8 protein-coding genes and 2 pseudogenes are annotated in these 14,401 nt (G+C 50.1%); 8 read left to right on the top strand and 2 right to left on the bottom strand.

Annotated features, from left to right (window positions below; all coding sequences use genetic code 11):
* A complete protein-coding gene (locus WFL93_RS09515) occupies positions 1–2,319 on the top strand; it encodes a phage/plasmid primase, P4 family (RefSeq protein ID WP_336778006.1) in 2,319 nt (772 codons plus the stop codon).
* A gap of 248 nt (positions 2,320–2,567) precedes the next feature.
* On the opposite strand, the pseudogene WFL93_RS09510 reads toward WFL93_RS09515, so the two are convergent.
* Positions 2,568–2,968, bottom strand: a pseudogene (locus tag WFL93_RS09510) (VOC family protein).
* Positions 2,969–3,361: 393 nt separating this feature from the next.
* Between WFL93_RS09510 and WFL93_RS09505 the strand changes: the two are divergent.
* The 3 genes from WFL93_RS09505 to WFL93_RS09495 all read left to right on the top strand — a co-directional run bounded on the left by WFL93_RS09505 (position 3,362) and on the right by WFL93_RS09495 (position 6,327).
* Entirely contained in the window at positions 3,362–4,018 is a 657-nt protein-coding gene (locus WFL93_RS09505; RefSeq protein WP_336778005.1) for a GIY-YIG nuclease family protein, read from the top strand.
* Positions 4,019–4,157: 139 nt separating this feature from the next.
* Positions 4,158–5,375 (top strand): hypothetical protein, encoded by a 1,218-nt coding sequence (locus WFL93_RS09500; protein WP_336778004.1) that lies wholly within the window; start codon positions 4,158–4,160, stop codon positions 5,373–5,375.
* A gap of 463 nt (positions 5,376–5,838) precedes the next feature.
* Positions 5,839–6,327, top strand: coding sequence for a DUF3916 domain-containing protein (locus tag WFL93_RS09495; protein WP_336778003.1), 489 nt, complete (start codon positions 5,839–5,841; stop codon positions 6,325–6,327).
* Between the two features lie 148 nt (positions 6,328–6,475).
* Here the strand turns inward: WFL93_RS09495 and WFL93_RS09490 are convergent, their stop codons facing one another.
* Positions 6,476–6,685 (bottom strand): DUF6434 domain-containing protein, encoded by a 210-nt coding sequence (locus tag WFL93_RS09490; RefSeq protein WP_336778002.1) that lies wholly within the window; start codon positions 6,683–6,685, stop codon positions 6,476–6,478.
* Between the two features lie 355 nt (positions 6,686–7,040).
* Between WFL93_RS09490 and WFL93_RS09485 the strand changes: the two are divergent.
* The 4 genes and pseudogenes from WFL93_RS09485 to WFL93_RS09465 all read left to right on the top strand — a co-directional run bounded on the left by WFL93_RS09485 (position 7,041) and on the right by WFL93_RS09465 (position 14,258).
* Positions 7,041–7,864: pseudogene (locus WFL93_RS09485) on the top strand (pyridoxal-phosphate dependent enzyme).
* A 566-nt stretch (positions 7,865–8,430) separates the two neighbouring features.
* Entirely contained in the window at positions 8,431–10,746 is a 2,316-nt protein-coding gene (locus tag WFL93_RS09475; protein ID WP_336777999.1) for a tellurite resistance TerB family protein, read from the top strand.
* The gene (locus WFL93_RS09470; RefSeq protein WP_336777998.1) at positions 10,747–12,063 is read left to right on the top strand and encodes an ATP-binding protein; all 1,317 of its coding nucleotides are present in this window, start codon (positions 10,747–10,749) and stop codon (positions 12,061–12,063) included. It abuts the gene before it with no gap.
* Positions 12,060–14,258, top strand: coding sequence for a DEAD/DEAH box helicase (locus WFL93_RS09465; RefSeq protein ID WP_336777997.1), 2,199 nt, complete (start codon positions 12,060–12,062; stop codon positions 14,256–14,258). Before WFL93_RS09470 ends, WFL93_RS09465 begins: the two co-directional genes overlap by 4 nt.
* Positions 14,259–14,401 lie beyond the last annotated feature (143 nt).

The following is a 14,401-nucleotide window of genomic DNA, read 5'->3' as shown; positions in this document are numbered from 1 at the left end:
ATGAAAATGATCGTATCAGAGGCGGCCACCGCAGCGCGGGGCCACTGGCCCCGCATTCTGCCCGCGCTGGGCGTGAAGGTAATCAAAAACCGCCACATGCCGTGCCCGGTCTGTCAGGGAACGGACCGCTTTCGCTTCGACGATATAGACGGGCGCGGCACGTGGATTTGTAATCAGTGCGGAGCCGGTGACGGCATGGACCTGGTGAAAAAGGCGCTCAGCATTACGTTCCGCGAGGCCGCCGCGCGCGTAAACGACCTGACCGGCAACCTGCCGCCGGTGGCTGCTGGCATCAGTGCCGGCCCCGAAACGGACGAGGCATCACGCGCCGCAGCGTCTGCACTGGCGCAGCAGCTGGTCAGCACGGCAAAGGAAACGGCGGGCAACGCCTACCTGTCCCGGAAGGGGCTGCCAGAGCAGGCGTGCCTTACGCTTTCGAAGGCGCATAAGGTGGCGTTAACGACCTACCGCACCGGCGATGTGGTTGTGCCCCTGCACGACATGAGCGGCCGGCTGGTTAACGTGCAGCTCATCAATGCCAGCGGAGAGAAGCGCACGCTCAAGGGCGGCCAGGTGAAAGGCGCCTGCCACGTTCTCAGCAGCGCTAAGCCCGCAAAGCGCATCTGGCTTGCCGAGGGCTACGCGACCGGCCTGACGGTGCACAACCTGACCGGTGATGAGGTGTGGGTTGCGCTCTCATCGGGCAACCTCCTTTCTCTGGCTGGCCTTGCCCGTGAAAAGCACGCCACGCTGCAGCTGATGATTGCCGCCGACCGCGACCTTAACGGCAACGGCCAGGACAAGGCGAAGAAGGCCGCTGATGTCAGTAACGCCGTCGTCGCGCTGCCGCCCGTGTTCGGCGACTGGAACGACGCCTTTGTGCAGCTCGGCGGCGTCCCGACAAAGCAGGCGCTTGCTGAGGCCGCAGCGCCCGCCACCGCCAGCCCGTTTGACGTGATGAGCGAAGCGGAGTTTTCGGCGATGAGCGCCAGCGAAAAAGCGGAGCGCGTTGCTGAGCATTACCGCAATGCGCTGGCGGTGGATGCCAGCGGCGAAATCCTGTCACGCTACAGGGCGGGCGCGTGGAAGGTCATTTCGGGGAAGCAGTTTGAGCGCGACGTGGCGAAACTGTTCCAGCGGCTGCGCGCGCCGTTCTCGGCGGGCAAGATTTCAGGCGTGGTGGACACGCTGAAGCTGATGCTGCCGCAGCAGTCCGACCCGGCGCGCCGCCTGATAGGTTTCCGCAACGGCGTACTGGACACGCGCACCGGCAGCTTCAGCCCGCACAGCAAACGCTTCTGGCTGCGCACGGTCAGCGAGGTGGACTTTACCCCGCCGGTTAAGGGCGAGACGCTGGCAACCCACGCGCCGTACTTCTGGCAGTGGCTGGACCGCGCCGCCGGACGCGACGCGGCAAAGCGCGATATTATTCTCGCGGCGCTGTTTATGGTGCTGGCGAACCGCTACGACTGGCAGCTGTTTCTGGAGGTCACGGGTCCCGGCGGCAGCGGCAAAAGCATCATGGCCGAAATCGCCACGATGCTGGCCGGAACGGACAACACCACCTCCGCGACCATCGAGACGCTGGAGTCATCGCGCGAGCGCGCGGCGGTGATTGGCTTCTCGCTGATAATTCTGCCCGACCAGGAGAAGTGGAGCGGCGACGGCGCGGGCATCAAGGCGATCACCGGCGGCGACGCGGTATCCGTGGACCCGAAATACCGCGATGCCTACTCAACGCACATTCCGGCGGTGATACTGGCGGTAAACAACAACCCGATGCGCTTCACCGACCGCAGCGGCGGCGTATCGCGCCGCCGGGTTATCCTTCACTTCCCGGAAATCATCCCGGCAAACGAGCGCGACCCGCAGCTGAAGGAAAAAATCAGCGGCGAGCTGGCCATTATCGTGCGCCAGCTGATGCAGCAGTTCAGCCAGCCGCAGGACGCAAGGGTGCTGCTTCAGTCGCAGCAGAACTCCGATGAGGCGATGCGCATCAAGCGCGACGCGGATCCGATGGTGGACTTCTGCGGCTACCTGTTCACCACGCCGGAGCCTACTTCGCTTTATATGGGGAACGCCAGCATCAGGCCACTACAGCCGAAACGCTATCTCTATCACGCCTATCTGGCTTACATGGAGGCGAACGGCTACAGGAATCCACTCAGCATGAAGATGTTCAGTCTGTCGCTGGAGAGCATTATGCGCGAGTACGGGCATCATTATCTGAAGCGGCGCACGAAGCTTGGGATGCAGACCAACCTCGATCTGACTGAGGAAAGTAGTTCTGACTGGCTGCCAAAGTGTGATGCCGCCTGAGCTTAATAACTAACAAGAACCGGCGAAAGCCGGTTTTTCTGCACAAAAAGTGGCCGTATAACCTATTTGGCCGCCTGTAAAATCTGTTCACCACTTTTATAAGAGTGCTTTCGTAACCGAATCCTACAAATGAGACTTTAGGCAGCTATGAGCGAGGAGCGGACGTTAAAATGATGGCGACCGGGAAGTTCTGCCACTTTAGACATAACACCCCGGCCACGAACGGAACACGCGCAGCCTTAAAGCGGTTAGGGCTGAGCGTTCTGGTAGAGGTCCCAGCGATTGCCGTAGATGTCCTCGAATACAACCACCATCCCATACTTCTCCTCCCGCGGCTCCTGGCAGAAGTGGACGCCCTTTTCCTTCATGGCGTTGTAGTCGCGCCAGAAGTCGTTGGTCTGCAGGAACAGGAATCCCCGCCCGCCCACTGGTTCCCGATAAAACTCTCCTGCCGCTCGTTTGAGGCGCGAGCCAAGAGGAGATTACAGTCGCTTTCCGGCTTCGGTGTCACCACAACCCAGCGTTTGCCTGGCTGCGGCGTGTCCTCAACCAAGGTAAAGCCCAGCTTGTCGGTGTAGTACTCTATCGCTCGGTCGTAGTCGTCGACCACGATCGCCACGTATCCCATACATCGCTTTTGCGTTCTCATTTCTGCTCCGTCAGGTTTCAGGCACAACAGCCCGGACACACTCTTTTGACATAAAAGTGCCTTACCGCCCCCCCTGAGAGGCCCTCAGCGCGATTCTGGCGCTAACGAAGCGTTTCCGGCACTTTTTTCCGGCCAGAATCCTGAAAAAAGGCCATGAAGATTACGGTGCATCTGAATTATTGTGCGGTAAGATTTACTCTTCACCGATTAGTGCTCGCAGATGCTGGAAACGTCCGCTTCAAATAGCACGAAGCGGACGCTAGCAAAAGGTTCGCTATGAGCGAGGAGCGGACGTTGGTCACTTTATTAGTAGTCATCACAACTTGCCTGAAGAATGATGGGCTGTGGTGAAATATGTAGCAGGCTAGAATTTTAGCAAAAGGAAAAGTATCTATGGTTCCTGGATATGTATATATTCTAATCAATCCGAGCATGCCCGGGTTGATTAAAATCGGTCGAACGTTACGCGACTCCCGCATGCGTGCACGTGAACTTTCTTCAACTGGTGTGCCCACACCGTTTCAAGTGGCCTTTGAGCTGTTTGCTGAACAACATGAAACTCTCGAAGCTATGGTACATAATGAACTGAATGATTTCCGTGTCAGTACGTCACGAGAGTTTTTTCGTTACCCGCTCGATAAGGCTATTGCATTATTAATCAAATCAGCAAAACCACATCAAAATTCCACTGAACATTATATGGCCGAGGATGTCACGCAACGACTTCGAGAAAAATATCCTTCATATCTTCGTCCTGAAATTGTAGCTGTGAGAATCGTTCAGATGCCCGGATACGTCTCGTTAGAAATTATGATTGAGGAAGAAAAAGCTGGATATCTTATTGACCAGACGATCCGACGTATGGACTTAGAATTTATCAGTGATAAAGATGGACTATTCTTTCGGCCGGAAGATGATGTAAGTTTGAATGCAGATAAACTTGTAAATGACTACGATCCTTATTCTATTGTCATGACAACAGATCTTTTTCATGAGAAAGCATGCCAACAAATAGCAAGTGAATTTGAAAGGCACCACGATAGCTTCTAACTTGGTATTCTCAAGAGTTGGGCGAGAAGTCTGCTATGGGCGAGGAGCGGGAATTGCTAACCTCATTGCTTGTGAATCAATGGGTAGCAAGTCAACATATCTAAAGGAAGTTTAAAATTACATGTGGAGGTAAGAACTCATGAGTGAAAAAACATTGACTTTTGTGTGCTGCTTAGACAAGGCAAATATAACCTTAGACTATATGCCTGAACATCAAGGTGTCAGATTAAATAGTTTCAATAGAGATGAGTTGAATGACGATTCAACTGCGGTTTCAACGTTTTCAATCGACATCAAAGAGTCGGAGTTTTACAATAGAGAATCCAAAAAAGGAAACTTGTATGTTCAACGGCATTTCAATAACCTTAAGAATAGCCATTGCTATGTTTTATTGAAGTTTAAAAATTCAAATATTGCCGATGGATATTATTATCAAAATTATCAACCCTCTGAGGCAAGTGAAACAGAACAAGAGTATGAAAAAATTAAAATCATAAGCTTGGCATTTGTTTACCCATCAAATAAATTGGTGACAAAAAACAATCTGATTCAAAGCTTCCTAAATAAAAAGAAAAATCCTACAAAAATAAATAAGGAGTTTAGTGGGAAAATATATTTAAACAGTTATTCTGTAGGGCAAGGAATGTGCTCATTGCTACACAACGGAAAAGAGGGTATCCTTCTTGACTGTGGCGCAGGTAAGCCCATTTTAAAGCCTAATTATAAAAAACTGTCCACCAATAAACTTATAATTGATCTTAATTCTTTATCACAGGTGGATATGATTTTATCTCATTTAGATAGCGATCATCATAGACTTTTATCTTGGGATTCAAACATATTAAAAATGGTGTCTAATATATACATCCCTAGCAATACAAATGATCTTTTCCTTAAGGATAAACTAACTTTTCAGAAGGTTATACCCTGTTCCTTGATTAAAATAAAATTTGCTAACGGGTTTCTGCATTCATATCGTACTCAACCTATTTCTTCTTCAAAAGAAAAAAACGATAATGCACTAGTTACACATATTAGTACTGAAAAAGAGGAGGTTTTAGCTCCCGGAGATTATTTATACAAACATATTCATACTGATTTATGTCCAGAAATAGCTGCGCTTAAGAACAATGAATACACTTATGTTATTGTGCCGCATCATGGTGACATAGAAAGCAGTAAATTAATCCTAAGTCCATCAAAGTCAATTTTAGCAATTGCTTTTTTTTCAGCTGGCACTCATGATAAATGGAAGCATCCATCCACTCAATCAATGGTTGCACATAGTGCATCGATGTTCATAAATGTCGTAGACAATGAAAACAATGATATTGACAGAATACAGTTTAATCTTTAATTGCTAGAGTGTTTAATTACATTGTGCCTTTGGGTACACCCGCCTAATTTTAGGAAAGGATGAGTTAACCTTCTCTCCGCAGATTAGTAACCCCGGAGTTAGTAACGTCCGCTCATGGCAAAGGCTGTGTTAAAACTCTGACCTAAAACTGAAGTGCGTGCATCTAGGCAAAACAAGGAATTTCTCGACTGTTTAGCGTAGCTAAAATTTACTTATGAGCGCAGTTTTCAGCGCTGTTTTTCGTAGTTTAAACAATCAAAGCAGTTTTCACACAGACTGGGCTCGAAGAGGACGAGCTAACATAGTTGAAGGCCCTCAGAAAGCGAAGAGCAGACCGCAGGTAATTTCAAATCGGGAAAGAATAGTTACATAATTCGTAACCATCATCTGGACTATATAAATAGAGTGTGGTCCTGTACTGAAATACCGCCTAAACCATCTGAAGGGTAAAATTTTAATATATATGAGCAGACGATTTAACAGAGATCATCGAACCAAAGTCAGAAATACTCCACGCCGCTTGAAAGCCCTTAACCGTTGGGCTGATACTTTTTACTGCCCTGATCGGGCCCTATTTTCTGAAAATGAGCATTATTGGAATTTCAAAATCCCTGTAGAGATCAATCTTGTTCAGGGGAAGTACAGCACGATTAGAGATAAGGCAGCTTGTGCGCAGACCATGATCAACGCCTGTTCAAATCTTATTATGGCAACTACATACATGGATTATCGTCCTCGGATTACTGCAGTAATATGCCTTCCCGATATGTTTACAAGCGAAATCTGTCTCTATTGTTCAGAAGACTATTACCAAAGCTTTATTACTGAAGGCCGTTCTGAAAATGGTGCCTCCACTTTGATTAAAGAGCGCAGCCTAGCTGCCGAGTGGGGGCTCATTCTTCCTGCTAATGTGCAGGAACTGGATATTACACTCGAATACTATGGGAATTAGGATCGTGATGAATGGTTCACCGGTGAGCGTTAGTATTATGGACAGGTCCTGTGATTGTGCTGTTTTCTATATTTACTTAAACGTCCGCTCCTGGCACTGATCGGCCCGAAGCGTTCCTCACTGGCAGCGAAGACAGGCCGCTCCTGCTTTAGAGTGAATGTCTGCGTCTCAATTCATCAATTACATCACCCAAATTTTTTGGTACATCATTTCTTATCCAGGCCATAAACTCGCGATCAAAGCGGAAGTCTGCACCACACACATCCACCATGAAACGGCGAACGTTTTGTGTATTTTTATAATTTTTATCCACGATTTTAGAACGTGTTAATGAAGAACTATGCCAGTCGATGTTCACTTATGGACTCCTGTTTTAAGCAAACGATAGCAGCGTTTAAATTTAACACACTGAATTTGAAATGCCCGCTTCTACACGAAACTGCCCCATGCATGGGCGAAAGGGCTGCTGTGAGCGAGAAGCGGACGAACCGTTACTTTGTTAGGACGTAACTGTAACCAGTACTTTCGTTAGACGTTGTATCCATCCCTTTACGCTCGTACCCCTTATGATAAATCTGTCTCTTAGACTGAAACGCTTCCGTTTATCAGGAAAAGAAATCCTAAGGAACACACTCATGGGAATAAGTATCCGGACTCCTCTTATACATTCACTGCCTTTAAGTTAGCATTGCGAATGCCATGTCTGGCTTAAAATGGAATCTTCCCAGCCGACAGGATCGTTCAAGCTCAGGAGCGCGGAGAATATTTGTCGCCACTACGCGGAAAGGGGCGCAACAGCCTTCATCAGTTCATCTGGCGGCAATGCAGGCATAGCGGTGGCACATTGCGGCCGCAAACTAGAGTTGCCGGTCACTGTCGTGGTGCCAGAAAGCACGTCTGCTAGGGCAAAAGAGCTTATCGAGCAGGAAGGCGCGAGGCTTATTCTGCACGGGAAAGTATGGAGTGAGGCGAACGACTACACCCTGTCACTGGCGACAGATGACATCATCTGTGTGCATCCCTTTGATCATCCACTTTTGTGGGAGGGCATCAGCACAATCGTGGATGAGGTCATCAGCGAAGGGGTAAAGACTGATGCGGTGATCCTTTCCATTGGTGGCGGAAGCATGCTGTCCGGCATCGCTCAGGGGCTGGAGAAACATCAGCTTGGCCATATTCGGTTTACGCCGTGGAAACCCACGGCACGGCCTCTCTTCACGCCTCGCTTAATGCCGGTAAGCTGGTGCGTCTTGATAAGGTCAGCGGCATAGCCACGACGCTGGCCGCAAGTCAGGTGTGCGAAAATGTTTTCAATGTGGCCAGACGGCTGGATGTCAGAAGTATGCTGGTTTCCGACCAGGAAGCGTTGCAAGCCTGCCGGCGCTTTCTCGATGACCATCGAGTACTTACTGAGCCGGCATGCGGCGTGTCACTCTCACTGTTGTACGACCGTAAAATCAGGTTTAACACTCCTGATAACGTACTGGTCATTGTTTACGGCGGAGCATCGGTCACGCTGGAAGGGATAGCGGGCTGAGAGAAAAGCAAATTGATTCTGCCAGGGTTTATGCACAAAAAGGTTTTGCGAATTGTCGGTTAGTTAACCTTTAAAGTAAATTAAGCCCGCTTTGGCAAAACGCAAACAGGCGCGCGAGTCAAAGCCCGCTTAGAGCGAAAAGCGGACGTAATAGGTTTTTTAGAAGATGGAGGTTTTGCTAAGAGACTCTCGTGAAGTCTTCACCTGGCATAGTCTCTTCATGCACATAGCCAACAAGCACATGAAACCTAATTTCTGCTGAGAACGAACGGCGGAAGATAGCAATTCGAATCTCCTCACCGTGACACCCCCAAAAATCCTGCTGCATCTCAGGAGCTGGAGTCCAGAAAGATTTTACCCCCTCACAACGATAGTTGCTCCCAGATTAGTTTGGTTACAGCAAATCATACTGACTTCGCTTATGTATTTAATTATTTATTCATAAATATTAGTAGCTTAGATAGGTGAAGAATTTAGTGTTAACCCTGGGGATATAGAAGTATTATTTTAAGATTAATCTACTTGCGTCATAACTCACAGCCAAATTAACTCAAAGGTTATTGCTCATGGAATTATGGATATTCATAGCGGCAATTTATCTGATTTATTTATTGTTTTTCAAAAAGAAAAAACAAAAATCAGGCAATTCAAATTCATATAAAGCCGAAAAAGAGTATCCCAGTACGTGGAATACGGATAACAAAAACAGTGGGAATAATGTGGTAAACGATGACAGTGACGACGATGCGCTTGCAACATTTACGCTGACAACGGGACGGACTGTGGAGTACCGGATCTCTGCCGCTCCACGACAGGCTAGTTCCAAGAAAAGCGGCGTTCTCGCTCAGTGGATACTGCCGGGTAATGAGATCTCTGTAGGTGGGCTCGTCATTGCTGGCGGGTTCCTGTATTTCGGCCAGCGGATGAAGCCTCAGGGGCAAAGCCTTAGTGGAAATTATAATGATGGGAGTGAAGCATCACTGATTGATGCCACGCTAAAGACTCAGCATGTTTCCTATGATTACGAAGACGGTTCTCTGGGTTACTGGCCGCAATATTGCTCCCTTACTCCAGAGTCTCGCGGCGCATATCTCAGTTGGCTGGCAAGTGACCGATGTGATGCATCATGCCCTGTAGGATATGTGTTTATCTACCTCTATGGGTTGGAGAGAAGGGCCCTTGTGGACAGCAGAGATGAAAATATATCCGATGCTGAATTTTGCTCGCTGTTTTCTGAGGTTGAACGGCTGAGGTCGGTATTCTTTGAAAACCGCTCCTTCCGTCACTACTCATCGCAGTTGCTGGAAGCCATGTCTATCTTGCGGCCGGAGACTGAACTCCATACCGCTTCTGGCAACGAGTCTGGATTGAGTAACGGCATGATGTTTAAGCTCTCACTTGCACAAGCGGTAGAAGCAGGAATACCCGTGTCAGCCGATCTGGCGCTTACGTGGGTGACACATCATGCGGAATACACGATACGTACCCCTGCCCGTCGTTGTGCGAGAGAGTTTGCGATGCTTTTCAAGCGGCGATACACCCTCAAATTTGGGGACGGGATGGTCGTTAAGCCGAACAAAACACGACTGCGGCTTGATTACGCGCCCGCCAGCCCAAGCCTACGCAATGTACGTCTCCCGGTTGCCGATCTTCCTGATCCAAGTTCCTTAAAAGGTCCCATTCAGAAAATTGTGACACTGGCAGAGGTGTGTACAGAAGACCTGGATGCTTACAGTCGTTATCTGGGCAGGAAAGATACTTCTGAAAACGACACTGCAGCGATTATGTTACTGCCAGCAGAAATCATCAACGAAAGCGCAGGCAAAGCATTAAGTGCATTCAGGAACTGGGCTGATGGCGTCATTGCGGGTCAAGCAGGTTTAACCTCGGTTGCCGATTTCTGGGAGCATATGGGGGCGGGTATCCCGGCAAAATTAAATAAAAAAGAAATCGATCTGATGCAGGCTTTTGCCGCAAAAATGGGATATCGGATGGCACCTGATCCGTTTTATCACCATGTGAAGTCTGAAGTCGGCGGTGTGCTGGTGTTATATGCAGCAGGAGACGGACACCGCATCTCTCCGACACCGGCATTCACTTCAGCCGTCATGATGCTGCGGCTGGGGGCGATTGTGGCCATGATCGATAATAACATAGAGCAGTCAGAACGGACCGTGCTGGAAAACGCTATCGATCATAATCCGGACTTTAACGAAGATGAAAGGCGCTCCCTGCATGCCTATCTGAGCTGGCAGCTTCACACGCCGGCTAATATGACGGGAATGAAAAACAGGCTGGCGTTGCTGAATCCTGCTGAAAAGGCAGCCGTCGGCCAGTTTATCGTGAGCGTGGCCTGTTCAGATGGACGCATCGAGGCCGCTGAAATCAAACAGCTGGAAAAAATTTATTCGGGGCTAGGACTCGATCCCTCCACGCTATCCGGCATCATCCATCAGCATTCGACGAACGAACAGCCCTCAGCACAGGTCTTCACACATAAAACTCCAGTTCCACAGGAGTTTACTCTTGATGCCAGGGTGCTGGCCCGACATGAATCGGCTACGGATGACGTGCGCAAACTACTCAGCACGATTTTTACAGAAGACGAATTAGAGCCGCGCGAGGGCGCCCCCCCTCCAGAGCCACAGACGGCAGGACTGGACCTCGCTCATAGTCAGCTTTACGAAAAGCTGAGAGAAAAAGAACAGTGGTCCCGCAAAGAAGCAACCGATCTCTGTGGGCAGTTTGGCCTGATGCTGGGCGGAGCGCTTGAAGTGATTAATGACTGGTCGTTTGCAATGGTCGATGCGCCAGTACTGGACGATGCAGAAGATGATATCTGGGTAGACCTTGAAATTGCCGAAGAATTAGAGGAAGTGTAAATGTCTGGAGCACGTATAAGAACCAGAGAGCGTGATGCCGTTATTCAGTCACTGAAATCAGGTGTGACGCCAAGAATTGGCATCCAGCATATTCAGGTTGGACGCATAAATGAAATTACAGCGCTCCATCAGGATATTGAGAGGGTCGCCGACGGTGGCGCCAGCTTCAGGCTGATCATCGGCGAATATGGTTCGGGAAAAACCTTCTTTATGAGCGTTGTGCGATCCATTGCACTGGAGAAAAAACTGGTCACTGTCAGTGCCGACCTCTCCCCTGACAGACGTATTCATTCTTCGGGAGGACAAGCGCGTAATCTTTACTCTGAGCTGATGAAAAATATGTCAACCCGGAATAAGCCGGATGGGAACGCGCTTCTGAGCGTAGTGGAGCGTTTCGTCACGGAGGCGAGGAAAGAGGCGGATGCTGACCGCTCTGCCGTTTCTACGGTGATCCACAGACGTCTGGAAGCGCTGACTGAGATGGTGGGTGGATATGATTTTGCAAAAGTCATTGAGGCTTTCTGGCGCGGGCATGAACAGGATAATGAGGCGCTGAAATCCAATGCCATTCGCTGGCTGCGGGGTGAATACACCACGAAAACAGATGCCCGAAACGATTTGGACGTCCGTACTATTATTTCAGACGCCTCATTCTATGATGCGCTTAAGCTGATGAGTCTCTTCGTACGCCAGGCGGGCTATTCCGGACTTCTGGTCAGCCTGGATGAGATGGTGAATCTCTATAAGCTGAACAATACGCAGGCGAGAACGGCAAATTATGAGCAAATCCTGCGGATCCTGAATGACTGCCTGCAGGGCTCCGCTGAAAACCTTGGATTTATCCTCGGTGGCACACCCGAATTCCTGTTTGACCCGCGCAAGGGCCTTTACAGTTATGAAGCGCTTCAGTCTCGCCTGGCTGAAAATCGGTTTGCACAACGTTTTGGTGTCATCGATTACTCCTCTCCAGCACTGCATCTCGCAAGCCTGACGCCTGAAGAGCTCTACATACTGCTAAAAAATCTCCGTCACGTATACGCTGGTGGGGATACGGATAAATATCTCGTTTCGGATGATGCGCTCACCGGTTTTCTTCACCACTGCAGTAACACTATCGGGGATGCTTACTTCCGGACCCCCCGCAATACTATCAAGGGGTTTCTGGATATGCTGGCCATTCTGGAGCAAAACCGTTCGATGAACTGGCAGTCGTTAATCTCAGGCGTTGCTATCGAGGATGACAGACCAAGCGACATGGATGACGCCGTTTCTGACGACGAAGAAGATAATGACGGCCTGGCCAGCTTCAGGTTATGAGTCGCGCTTATAACAGCCTCGATCCCCGTGTTCAGAAATGGGTCTACCGGCAGGGCTGGCCGGCTTTAAGACCCCTGCAGGAGAGCTCAATTCCTGCCGTCTTAGCAGGTGACCGCGACGTGCTGATCAGTGCCGGTACAGCTGCGGGTAAAACAGAGGCGTTTTTTCTGCCAGCCTGCTCTGCAACGGCTGATGTTACCGGCGGGTTTGGCATCGTCTATATCAGCCCGCTTAAAGCGCTGATCAACGACCAGTATCGTCGTCTGGAAAGTCTGGGCGAGGCGCTTGGTATGAAGGTGACGCCCTGGCACGGCGATGTTCCTCAGAGTAAAAAGCAGAAAGCCCGGGCCAATCCTTCCGGCATCCTTCTCATTACGCCTGAGTCGCTTGAGTCTTTGCTGATTAACTCATCGGGCTGGCTTAAGCAGGCATTTTCATCCGTTGCCTATGTGGTCATTGACGAGTTTCACGCGTTCATTGGCACAGATCGCGGCATGCAGCTATTGTCTCTGCTGAACAGAATTGAACATGTGCTCGGTCGCCACGATAATCCGGTTCCCCGGGTCGCGCTGAGCGCCACACTTGGCGAACTGGAGAAAGTGCCTGAACAGTTGCGCCCGGACAGGCAGCTGGAGTGCATAACGATAACGGACAACAGCAGTTCGGCCATGCTTCAGGTGCAGGTCAAAGGCTATCTGGAGCCGGTTAACATCAAGGACGAAGAGATAAAGGCGCCGGCTGAAGAGCGCGTATGTGCGGACATCTTCAGGCTCTGCCGTGGTGATTCTCATCTGGTCTTCGCCAACAGCCGAAAGCGTACGGAGAGCATTGCTGCCACGCTTAGCGACATGTGCGAGGAAAAGGTCGTCCCCAATGAGTTCTTTCCCCACCACGGCTCTCTCGCCAGAGAACTTCGCGAGACGCTGGAAAAACGATTACAGCGAGGAGATTTGCCCACTACAGCTATTTGTACCATGACGCTGGAATTGGGTATCGACATCGGTAAGGTGCAGTCAGTTATTCAGGTTACCCCTCCTCACTCTGTCTCAAGCCTGCGTCAGCGCATGGGCCGTTCAGGGCGGCGTGGAACTCCGTCGGTACTGCGAATGCTCATTACAGAACGCGAACTCACAGCAACAAGTGGCATGATAGACCACCTGAGGCTGCAGCTGGTTCAATCGATGGCAATGATTAGACTCACTATCTCGCAGCAATGGTTCGAACCAGCGGATACTTCTCAGAAACATTACTCGACGCTGCTGCATCAAATCCTCGCTATCACCGCGCAGTGGGGGGGGGTTCGGGCGGATCAGCTCTGGTTACAGCTCTGTCAAAAAGGTCCGTTCCGGAATATCGATTTATCCGCTTTCAAAATACTGCTCAAACACATGGGTGCATGCGGGCTGCTCACGCAGCTGGCGAGCGGAGAGGTCGTTGTAGGCGCTGAGGGCGAGAAACTTACCAACCACTATACGTTTTATGCCGTATTCAATACGCCGGAAGAGTTTCGCATAGTCACAGGCAGCCGGATTCTTGGCACACTTCCGGTAGACTCACCCCTTTTGCCAGGGCAGCACATCATCTTTGGTGGGCTTCGCTGGAAGGTGACCGAAATTGATGCAGAGAAAAAGGTCATTTACGTCGAATCAACCAAAGGTGGCCAGCCACCGCTGTTCAGCGGTGGAGGCATGTCTGTGCACGATGTTGTTCGCCAGGAAATGCTTGCGATATACATGGAAGGGGATTACCGCATAGCGATTGGTGACCAGAGGGTGGACTATGCCGATGCCGCCGCAAGATCGCTCTTTAAAGAGGGCCTTAACTACTTTCGGCGTTACCAACTGCAGGATGCTCACTTTATCACTTTGGGACCGCACTGTTGCGTGCTCCCCTGGATGGGGGACAAAGTCGTCAATACGATCACAGCATTGCTCGTGCGATTCGGCTTTAAAGTCAGTTCATTTGCCGGTGTGATTGAGGCTGAAGACGCAAGCGTGGCATCGGTCAGGCACGCGCTTAAACATATGGTGAACTCGGGCCTGCCCACCGAGGCTGACCTCGCCGCAGACGTTCCGGAGAAGTACCTGGAAAAATATGATGTATTCCTTCCAGATTCACTGCTTGCAAGCGGTTACGGATCAAAGGCGTATGATGTTGAGGGCACTCGTCGCTGGCTTCAAGACAATCTTCAGTAATCTGCTTACGTTTGCTGTAAGTAGAGCCGTTAAGCTTTCATCGAACTCACAGAAGCGGCGCTATGGGCCTGACGACTGTGGCTGATTGGGAATGATTAGTGTTGCTGCAAATTAGGTCTGCTAAGAGCGATCAGCGGACGTTT

Origin of the sequence: Pantoea sp. USHLN256, from assembly GCF_037149875.1 — a bacterium.
Taxonomy (GTDB): Bacteria; Pseudomonadota; Gammaproteobacteria; order Enterobacterales; family Enterobacteriaceae; genus Pantoea; species Pantoea nemavictus.
The sequence above is the reverse complement of the archived record's forward strand: the minus strand, read 5'-3'. Positions and strand labels throughout refer to the sequence as shown.

Bases quoted from the DNA above. Each gene is read 5' to 3' on its own strand.
- WFL93_RS09515 (WP_336778006.1), top strand. From the start codon at position 1: ATGAAAATGATCGTATCAGAGGCGGCCACCGCAGCGCGGGGCCACTGG.
- WFL93_RS09470 (WP_336777998.1), top strand. From the start codon at position 10,747: ATGTCTGGAGCACGTATAAGAACCAGAGAGCGTGATGCCGTTATTCAG.
- WFL93_RS09505 (WP_336778005.1), top strand. From the start codon at position 3,362: ATGGTTCCTGGATATGTATATATTCTAATCAATCCGAGCATGCCCGGG.
- WFL93_RS09465 (WP_336777997.1), top strand. From the start codon at position 12,060: ATGAGTCGCGCTTATAACAGCCTCGATCCCCGTGTTCAGAAATGGGTC.
- WFL93_RS09495 (WP_336778003.1), top strand. From the start codon at position 5,839: ATGAGCAGACGATTTAACAGAGATCATCGAACCAAAGTCAGAAATACT.
- WFL93_RS09475 (WP_336777999.1), top strand. From the start codon at position 8,431: ATGGAATTATGGATATTCATAGCGGCAATTTATCTGATTTATTTATTG.
- WFL93_RS09500 (WP_336778004.1), top strand. From the start codon at position 4,158: ATGAGTGAAAAAACATTGACTTTTGTGTGCTGCTTAGACAAGGCAAAT.